7 protein-coding genes and 1 pseudogene are annotated in these 7,333 nt (G+C 70.3%); 5 read left to right on the top strand and 3 right to left on the bottom strand.

Translation table 11 applies throughout. The annotated features are described in order from the left end of the window. Positions 1-50: 50 nt before the first annotated feature. From E9998_RS02610 to E9998_RS26050, 3 genes and pseudogenes are all read right to left on the bottom strand, one after another. Positions 51-1,592, bottom strand: coding sequence for a YifB family Mg chelatase-like AAA ATPase (locus E9998_RS02610; RefSeq protein ID WP_136528156.1), 1,542 nt, complete (start codon positions 1,590-1,592; stop codon positions 51-53). Positions 1,593-1,614: 22 nt separating this feature from the next. Continuing rightward, positions 1,615-2,022 (bottom strand): annotated as a pseudogene (locus E9998_RS26990) (YraN family protein); the annotation flags it as partial. Beyond that, positions 2,019-2,630: a M23 family metallopeptidase gene (locus E9998_RS26050; protein WP_136528155.1), complete on the bottom strand. Its 612-nt coding sequence runs from the start codon at positions 2,628-2,630 to the stop codon at positions 2,019-2,021. The pseudogene E9998_RS26990 and the gene E9998_RS26050, both read right to left, overlap by 4 nt. Positions 2,631-3,073: 443 nt before the next feature. Between E9998_RS26050 and rpsB the strand changes: the two genes are divergently transcribed. The 5 genes from rpsB to E9998_RS02575 all read left to right on the top strand — a co-directional run bounded on the left by rpsB (position 3,074) and on the right by E9998_RS02575 (position 7,256). Continuing rightward, complete coding sequence (gene rpsB / locus E9998_RS02595) at positions 3,074-3,895, top strand: 30S ribosomal protein S2 (RefSeq protein WP_136528154.1); 822 nt, start codon at positions 3,074-3,076, stop codon at positions 3,893-3,895. Positions 3,896-3,906: 11 nt separating this feature from the next. Beyond that, positions 3,907-4,719, top strand: coding sequence for a translation elongation factor Ts (gene tsf, locus E9998_RS02590; protein WP_136528153.1), 813 nt, complete (start codon positions 3,907-3,909; stop codon positions 4,717-4,719). A gap of 230 nt (positions 4,720-4,949) precedes the next feature. Continuing rightward, a complete protein-coding gene (gene pyrH, locus E9998_RS02585) occupies positions 4,950-5,675 on the top strand; it encodes a UMP kinase (protein WP_136528152.1) in 726 nt (241 codons plus the stop codon). A 103-nt stretch (positions 5,676-5,778) separates the two neighbouring features. Next, positions 5,779-6,336, top strand: a complete 558-nt coding sequence (gene frr, locus E9998_RS02580) for a ribosome recycling factor (protein WP_136528151.1) — start codon at positions 5,779-5,781, stop codon at positions 6,334-6,336. Continuing rightward, a complete protein-coding gene (locus E9998_RS02575) occupies positions 6,336-7,256 on the top strand; it encodes a phosphatidate cytidylyltransferase (RefSeq protein WP_136528150.1) in 921 nt (306 codons plus the stop codon). Before frr ends, E9998_RS02575 begins: the two co-directional genes overlap by 1 nt. The last annotated feature ends 77 nt before the right edge of the window (positions 7,257-7,333 follow it).

Below are 7,333 nucleotides of genomic sequence, written 5' to 3'. Positions count from 1 at the left end.
GGTGCGGTGCGGTGCGGTGCGGTGCGGTGCGGTGCGGTGCGTCGGGACTGTCAGCTCATCGTGTAGCCGAGTCGCAGTTCGCTTGCGGCCGTGACGTCTTCGGCGTTCGGTCTTTCGTGTTCGCGCAGGTCCGCGATGGTCCATGCGAGTTTGAGGACCCGGTCATAGCCGCGGGCGGTGATGCGTTCCTTCATGAGCAGTTCGTCGACGCTGCCGCGCACTTCGGGCGGCAGTCGCCACCTCGGGGAGCGGAGGGCGGGGCCGGGGACGTCGCTGTTGAGGCGCCACCGTTCGCCCGCCCCGGTCCACCGGGAGGCGGCGGCCTCCCTGGCCCGGGCGACGCGTTTGGCCACCGACTCCGAGGATTCGGCCTCCGATACTTCGGCGAGGATCGCCGAGGGCGGCACGGCCGGGAGGTTCACCCGCAGGTCGATCCGGTCCATGAGCGGTCGCGAGATCCGCGGCAGGTAGGTGCGCTTCATCTGCGGCGTGCAGGTGCAGTCTTGCGGTTTGTTCGGAGCGCACGGGCAGGGATTTGCCGCGAGGGCGAGGATCACGTTGGCCGGGTAGCGGATCGAGGCGTTGGCGCGGCGGATGCGGACCTCGCCGCTCTCCAAGGGTTGGCGCAGCGCGTCGAGGACCGTGCGGCGCCATTCGGGGGCCTCGTCGATGAAGAGGACCCCTCGGTGGGCCAGGGCGAGCGAGCCGGGGCCGATGTTGCCGTGGCCGCCTCCCACCAAGGCCTGCATGGTCGTGGAGTGGTGCGGTTCTTCGAAGGGGGCGTGCTGGAGCAGTTCGGCCGGGCCGCCGGTGAACCTGCCGCGCAGCGAGTGGAGCGAGGTCACCTCGACCGCTTCGGCGTCGGTCAGCGGCGGCAGGATCGACGGCAGGCGTTCGGCGAGCATCGTCTTCCCGGCTCCGGGCGGGCCGACCATGAGCATGTGGTGGCCTCCGGCGGCGGCTATCTCCAGTGCCCGGCGGGCGCCGGGTTGTCCGCGGACGTCGGCCAGGTCCGGCAGGGGCGGGCCGGGCGGTGCCGCGGAGCGGGTCACCGGTTCGAGCGTGGTCTGGCCGAACAGCCAGGCGACGAGCGTGGCGAGGTCCTTGGGCGCGAGCACCGTCAAGTCCTCGACCAGGGCCGCCTCGGCGGCGTTGTCCGGTGCGACGATCGCGGTGCGCAGTCCCGTGCGGCCGGCTTCGATGAGGGCCGGGAGCGTGCCGGGGACGGCCCTGAGACTGCCGTCGAGGCCGAGTTCGGCGAGGAGCACTGTGCCTTCGAGGCGTTCCACGGGCAGGGTCTCGTCGGCGCACATGATCGTGAGCGCCAGGGCCAGATCGGCTGCCGAACCGGTGGTGGGCACCGAGGCCGGACCGAAGTTGACGCTCACCGACTTGTCGGGGAACCGCATGGCCGAGTTCGCCATCGCCGAGCGGACCCGGGTCTGGGCCTGGTTGACGACGCTGTCGGGCAGGCCCGACATGCGCACCGAGTCGGCGCCCTTCGAGGAGGACTTGAAGACCGAGGCCTCCACGGTCACCGCGACGGCGGTGGCGCCGATCATGCAGACGGTGTTCGTGCGCGCGTAACCCACGGCGGTCCCCCGATCGGTGTTCGAGTGCGATGTGCGCGGCGCCGGTGACGGTGAGCGCGAGGCGGTCGACCCGCCAGGGCTGGTCGGGTCGGCAGTGCTCGCGCATCCATGCGCGGGCCAGGCGTTCGACGCGGCGGATCTTCTCGCCGTCGACCGCGCCGAGCGGGCCGCCGTGCCGGCGCGAGCGCCGGGTCTTGACCTCGCAGAACACGACGGTGTCGGCGCAGCGGGCGACGAGGTCGAGTTCGCCGAGTCGGTGGTGCCAGTTCCGGGCCAGGATCTGCATCCGGTGGCGCTGGAGGTGCGCGGCGGCGAGGCGTTCGCCGAACCTGCCGAGCTGGTGCGGGCTGAGCCGCCGGAGGTTCGGGACGGGTGCCGCCTCGCGCGGTGCGGTGCCAGGCGCTGGGGCCTGCGGTGCGCGGCGGTTCACGACCGGGCTCCGATCGGAGCCGACTGCGTTCGGGCGCTTCGGGTCTCGGTGATTTTCGAAGCCGATTCCAGGTGCCCGACCGCGACGGTCGTGGTCCCCGGCCGGGGGAGCAGGCGGACCTGGCCGGAGCCGAACAGCAGCATCGGGTCCAGGTAGAGCGGGCCCCGCTTGAGCCCGAAGTGGAGGCACGCGGCGGCGGGGCAGGAGGCGTGGCCGGACTGTAGGTTCCCGATGACCTGGCCCGCCGTCACCGTCTCTCCGGCGGCCACGAGCGGGTCGACCGGTTCGTAGGTGGTCCGCAGGCCGCCGGTGTGGGCGACGCTGACGACGCCCCTTCCGGCGAGGTCGCCCGCGAAGACCACGGTTCCGGGGCCCGCGGCCGTCACTTCGGGTCCACCCGCGCCGAGGTCGACGCCGCGGTGGCCCGGCATCCACGGGAGGGGCGGCGGATCGAAGCCGGTGAGGAGGTCGAGCGACCCGACCGGGGAGTGCCACGGGCCGGAGCGGGGCGCTTCGGCACGGGCGAGCGTCGGGGCGAGGACGGCGGAGGCGGTCAGGAGGGAGACGGTGATGAGGCAGAGGATCATCGCGTTGTGTAGTCGTCGCATGACTCAATGCTGACTCGGGTGCCCGGTATCGACAAGGACGAGTTGTAAGCCTGTGGATAACTTTGTTCATCCGGTTCTGACCTCGATGGATGGTCTGGGCGGTATTGGAGGCGACGTGCGTTTCCGGTTGCGGGCGGGGCGTGCGGCTCGGATTGCCTCAGTCACTGCGGTCCACCGCGTTCGTGGCCCCGCAGGAGGCCTGAGTACACTGATCGGAGCGGTACGGCGCTCTCGCGCGCCGAACCGACTTCGCGCGCTCGCCGCGGCCAGACCTCCATCGCCCACTCCATTCGAGTGCGGTGCGATCGGAGCGGTCGGGCCATCGCGATCTCCCAGGTCCGGGACCTCCCGGTTGCAGATCGCCGGAGGCGGGCGCCAGGCGCGGAACGTCCGGACCTCGGGCGTCCTCCGCGAATGAACCAGGGAACGAAAGGAATACAACCGTGTCGGTTGTCACCATGAGGCAGCTGCTCGAGAGCGGCGTGCACTTCGGCCACCAGACCCGTCGGTGGAACCCGAAGATGAAGCGGTTCATCCTCACCGACCGCAACGGCATCTACGTCATCGACCTGCGCCAGACCGTCGACTACGCGGTCAAGGCCCACGACTTCGTCAAGAACGTTGTGGCCGAGGGCGGCGAGGTCCTGTTCGTGGGCACCAAGAAGCAGGCCCAGGAGGCCGTGTCCGAGCAGGCCCTGCGCGTCGGGATGCCGTTCGTGAACCACCGCTGGCTCGGCGGCATGCTCACCAACTTCCAGACCATCCAGAAGCGCCTCATGCGCCTCAAGGAACTCGAGATCATCGAGGCCAACGGTGCGGCCAACCGCACCAAGAAGGAAATGCTCCAGCTCATGCGCGAGAAGGACAAGCTCGAGCGCACGCTCGGCGGCCTCCGCGACATGGAGAAGACCCCGGCCGCGATCTGGATCGTGGACACCAAGAAAGAGCACATCGCCGTCGACGAGGCCCGCAAGCTCGGCATCCCCGTCGTCGCGATCCTCGACACCAACTGCGACCCCGACGAGGTCGACTTCCCGATCCCCGGCAACGACGACGCGATCCGCTCCGTCGCCCTGCTGACGAAGATCATCGCCGACGGCGCGGCCGAGGGCCTCATGGCCCGCTCCGGCGGCCAGGTCGAGAAGGGCGAGGGCGAGCCCCTCGCCGACTGGGAGAAGGACCTCCTCGCGGCCGAGAAGACCGAAGACACCGAGAAGGTCGTCGAGCCGTCCGGCGAGAAGACCGTCGAAGAAGCCGACAAGTAAGAAGGGGAGCAATGGCCAACTTCACGATGGCTGACGTCAAGAAGCTCCGGGAAGCCACCGGCTCCGGGATGATGGACGTCAAGAAGGCCCTCGAAGAGGCGGACGGCGACTACGACGCCGCCCTTGAGGCCCTCCGGATCAAGGGCGCCAAGGACGTCGGCAAGCGCGCCGAGCGCACCACCGCCCAGGGCCTGGTCGCCCAGTCCGGCGGCACGCTGCTCGAGCTGCTGTGCGAGACCGACTTCGTCGCCAAGAACGGCGCGTTCATCGAGCTCGCCCAGTCCCTGGTCGAACTCGCCGACGAGGTCCGCCCCGCCGACGGCGAGGCGTTCGCCAAGGCCGAGATCGGCGGCAAGTCCGTCGCCGAGGTCGTCCAGGACGAGTCCGTCAAGCTCGGCGAGAAGCTCGTCGTCGGCCGCATCGGCTCGATCGACGGCGACGTCGCGGTCTACATGCACCGCAAGTCCGCCGACCTCCCGCCGGCCGTCGGCATCATCGTCGGCTACACCGGCGACGCCGAGGCCGCCCGCCAGGTCGGCATGCAGGCCGCCGCGATGCGCCCGAAGTACCTCACCCGCGACGAGGTCCCCTCGGACATCGTCGAGGGCGAGAAGCGCGTCGCACTGGAGACCGCCAAGGAAGAGGGCAAGCCCGAGCGCGCCTGGGACAAGATCGTGGAAGGCAAGGTCAACGCCTACTACCGCGACTTCGCCCTGCTCGAGCAGACCTCGGTCCTCGACAACAAGAAGACCGTGAAGCAGGTGCTCGCCGAGGCGAACACCGAGGTCACCGGCTTCGTCCGCTTCGAAGTCGGCCAGGAGTAGCGAGCGGTCCGCGCGAGCGGACTACACTGTCTCCAGCCGTGAGCACGGAAGGGGCGGCGGCGCAGGCCGCCGCCTCGTTCCATGTCCGTAGACGGCACAGCTGCGAGCGGCGCGGCCGCGAGCAGAGCGGTCCGCGCACCGTCCGGTCGCCGAACGGCGAGACCGGGAAGCGCGACCGGCGGCGGCGCGGCCGCCGGACGCCGAAAGCGACGACAGAGCAGGGGAGTGCCATGAGTCAGACCGCAAACCGCCGGGTGGTGCTGAAACTTTCCGGAGAGTCCTTCGGCGGCGGCGCCGTCGGCGTCGACCCCGACGTCGTCCAGGGCGTCGCCCGCCAAATCGCCGCCGGCGTGGCCGCGGGCGTCCAAGTGGCCGTGGTCGTCGGCGGCGGCAACTTCTTCCGCGGCGCCGAACTCCAGCGCCGCGGCATGGACCGCGCCCGCGCCGACTACATGGGCATGCTCGGCACCGTCATGAACTGCCTCGCCCTCCAGGACTTCCTGGAGAAGGAGGGCGTCGACACCCGCGTCCAGACCGCCATCGCCATGGCCCAGGTCGCCGAGGCCTACCTCCCGCTGCGCGCCATCCGCCACCTCGAGAAGGGCCGCGTCGTCATCTTCGGCGCCGGCGCCGGCATGCCGTACTTCTCCACCGACACCGTCGCCGCCCAGCGGGCCCTGGAGATCGGCGCCCAGGTCGTCCTCGTCTCCAAGAACGGCGTCGACGCGGTCTACACCGCCGACCCCAAGACCGACCCCGACGCGCAGCGGCTCGACGAGATCACCTTCGACGAGGCCCTCAAACGCGAGCTCATGGTCGTCGACCAGGCCGCGTTCAGCCTCTGCAAGGACAACGCCCTGCCCATGCTCGTGTTCGGCGCCGACGACGAGGGCAACCTCCGCCGCGCCATCGTCGGCGAGCAGCTCGGCACCCTGATCCACGCCGCCGAGGGCTGACACCGAACCGGCCGCCCCCGAAGGACCTCCGCAGCACCGGAGGCGCACCGCGGGACGGTACGGTCAGAAGTGCTGTCAGGCCGCGAGAGAATGTGAGAAAGCCGTGATTGACGACACCCTCCTCGAAGCCGAGGAGAAGATGGAACGGGCCATCGAGCACGCCAAGGAGGAATTCGCCGCCATCCGCACCGGCCGTGCCTCCTCCGCCATGTTCAACCGGATCACCGTCGACTACTACGGGACGCCCACCCCCATCCCCCAGGTCGCCTCGATCGCGATCCCCGAACCGCGCATGGTCCTCGTCAAGCCCTTCGACGCCTCCCAGATGAAGGACATCGAAGACGCGATCCGCAACTCCAACCTCGGCGTCAACCCCTCCAACGAGGGCACCCAGCTGCGCCTGAACCTGCCCCCCATGACCGAGGAGCGGCGCCGCGAGATGATCAAGGTCGCCCGCACCAAGGGCGAGGACGCCAAGATCGCCATCCGCAACGTCCGCCGCAAGGCCAAGGACGAGATCGGCAAGGCCGTCAAGGACGGCGAGGTCTCCGAGGACGAGGGACGCAGCGGCGAGAAGGAGCTCGACGACCTCACCGGCCGCTTCACCGGGCACGTTGACGAACTGGTCGGCTCCAAAGAGTCCGAGCTGCTCGAGATCTGATGAGCGCGCTACCCGACGGTTCGCCCGGTCCCCGCCCCCACCCGTCCCCCGACGGGGAGGAGCCCAGACCGGCCGACCCCGGAGCACGGGCGCCGAAGGCCGGCCGGAACCTCCCGGTCGCCATCGGCGCCGGACTCGGCATGGCCGCCGTGGTCCTCGCCTCCCTGCTCATCCAGCCCGTGGCCTTCCTCGGCCTCGCCGTCGTCGCCATCGCCTTCGCGTGCTGGGAGACCGGCACCGCCATGCGCCGCGGCGGCAAGAACGTCCCCGTCTTCCCGCTCGCGGCCGCCGGGGTCCTCATCGTGGTCCTCGCCTGGTTCGGCGGGGCCACCGGCCTCCTGCTCGGCACCGCCGTCGGCGTCGCCGCGCTCTTCGTGTGGCGCCTCTCCGAAGGCGCCACCGGCTACCGCACCGACGTCCCCGCCGCCGCCCTCGTGCTCGTCCAGGTGCCGTTCCTGGCCGGCTTCGTCATGCTCCTGGCCACCTCGGACAACGACGCCGCCCGCCTCATCGACGGCGCCGCCGCCCAGGTCATCATCATGCTGTTCACCGTGGTGTGCTCCGACACCGGCGGGTACATCGCCGGAGTGCTCTTCGGGCGCCACCAGATGACCCCCACCATCAGCCCCAAGAAGTCCTGGGAGGGCCTGGCCGGATCGATCGTCCTGGCCGCCGCGGGCGGCGCCGCGACCCTCTGGGGCTTCTTCGGCGTCTCGATCCCGCTGGGCGTGGCGTTCGGCGTGTGCGTGGCGCTGGCCGCTACCTTGGGGGACCTGTCCGTGTCGCTGCTCAAGCGCGACCTCGGCATCAAGGACATGAGCAATCTCATCCCCGGTCACGGCGGCGTCATGGACCGTCTCGACTCGATCCTCATGGTGGCCCCGGTGGCCTATGTGTGGTTCCGTTACCTGCTCGGGTGATGTGTCCTGATTGGTGTATCCGTTGAAGGAGGGCCCGGGGTGAATTCCGCGATGCGGGGTTGGCGACCGCCGGGCCA

The sequence above is a fragment of the Glycomyces paridis genome, assembly GCF_004912155.1.
Taxonomy (GTDB): domain Bacteria; phylum Actinomycetota; class Actinomycetes; order Mycobacteriales; family Micromonosporaceae; genus Glycomyces; species Glycomyces paridis.
The sequence above is the reverse complement of the archived record's forward strand: the minus strand, read 5'-3'. Positions and strand labels throughout refer to the sequence as shown.

What these genes read in the sequence shown, in the direction of transcription:
- E9998_RS26050 (WP_136528155.1), bottom strand. Translation starts at nt 2,630, where the DNA reads ATGCGACGACTACACAACGCGATGATCCTCTGCCTCATCACCGTCTCC.
- tsf (WP_136528153.1), top strand. Translation starts at nt 3,907, where the DNA reads ATGGCCAACTTCACGATGGCTGACGTCAAGAAGCTCCGGGAAGCCACC.
- pyrH (WP_136528152.1), top strand. Translation starts at nt 4,950, where the DNA reads ATGAGTCAGACCGCAAACCGCCGGGTGGTGCTGAAACTTTCCGGAGAG.
- E9998_RS02575 (WP_136528150.1), top strand. Translation starts at nt 6,336, where the DNA reads ATGAGCGCGCTACCCGACGGTTCGCCCGGTCCCCGCCCCCACCCGTCC.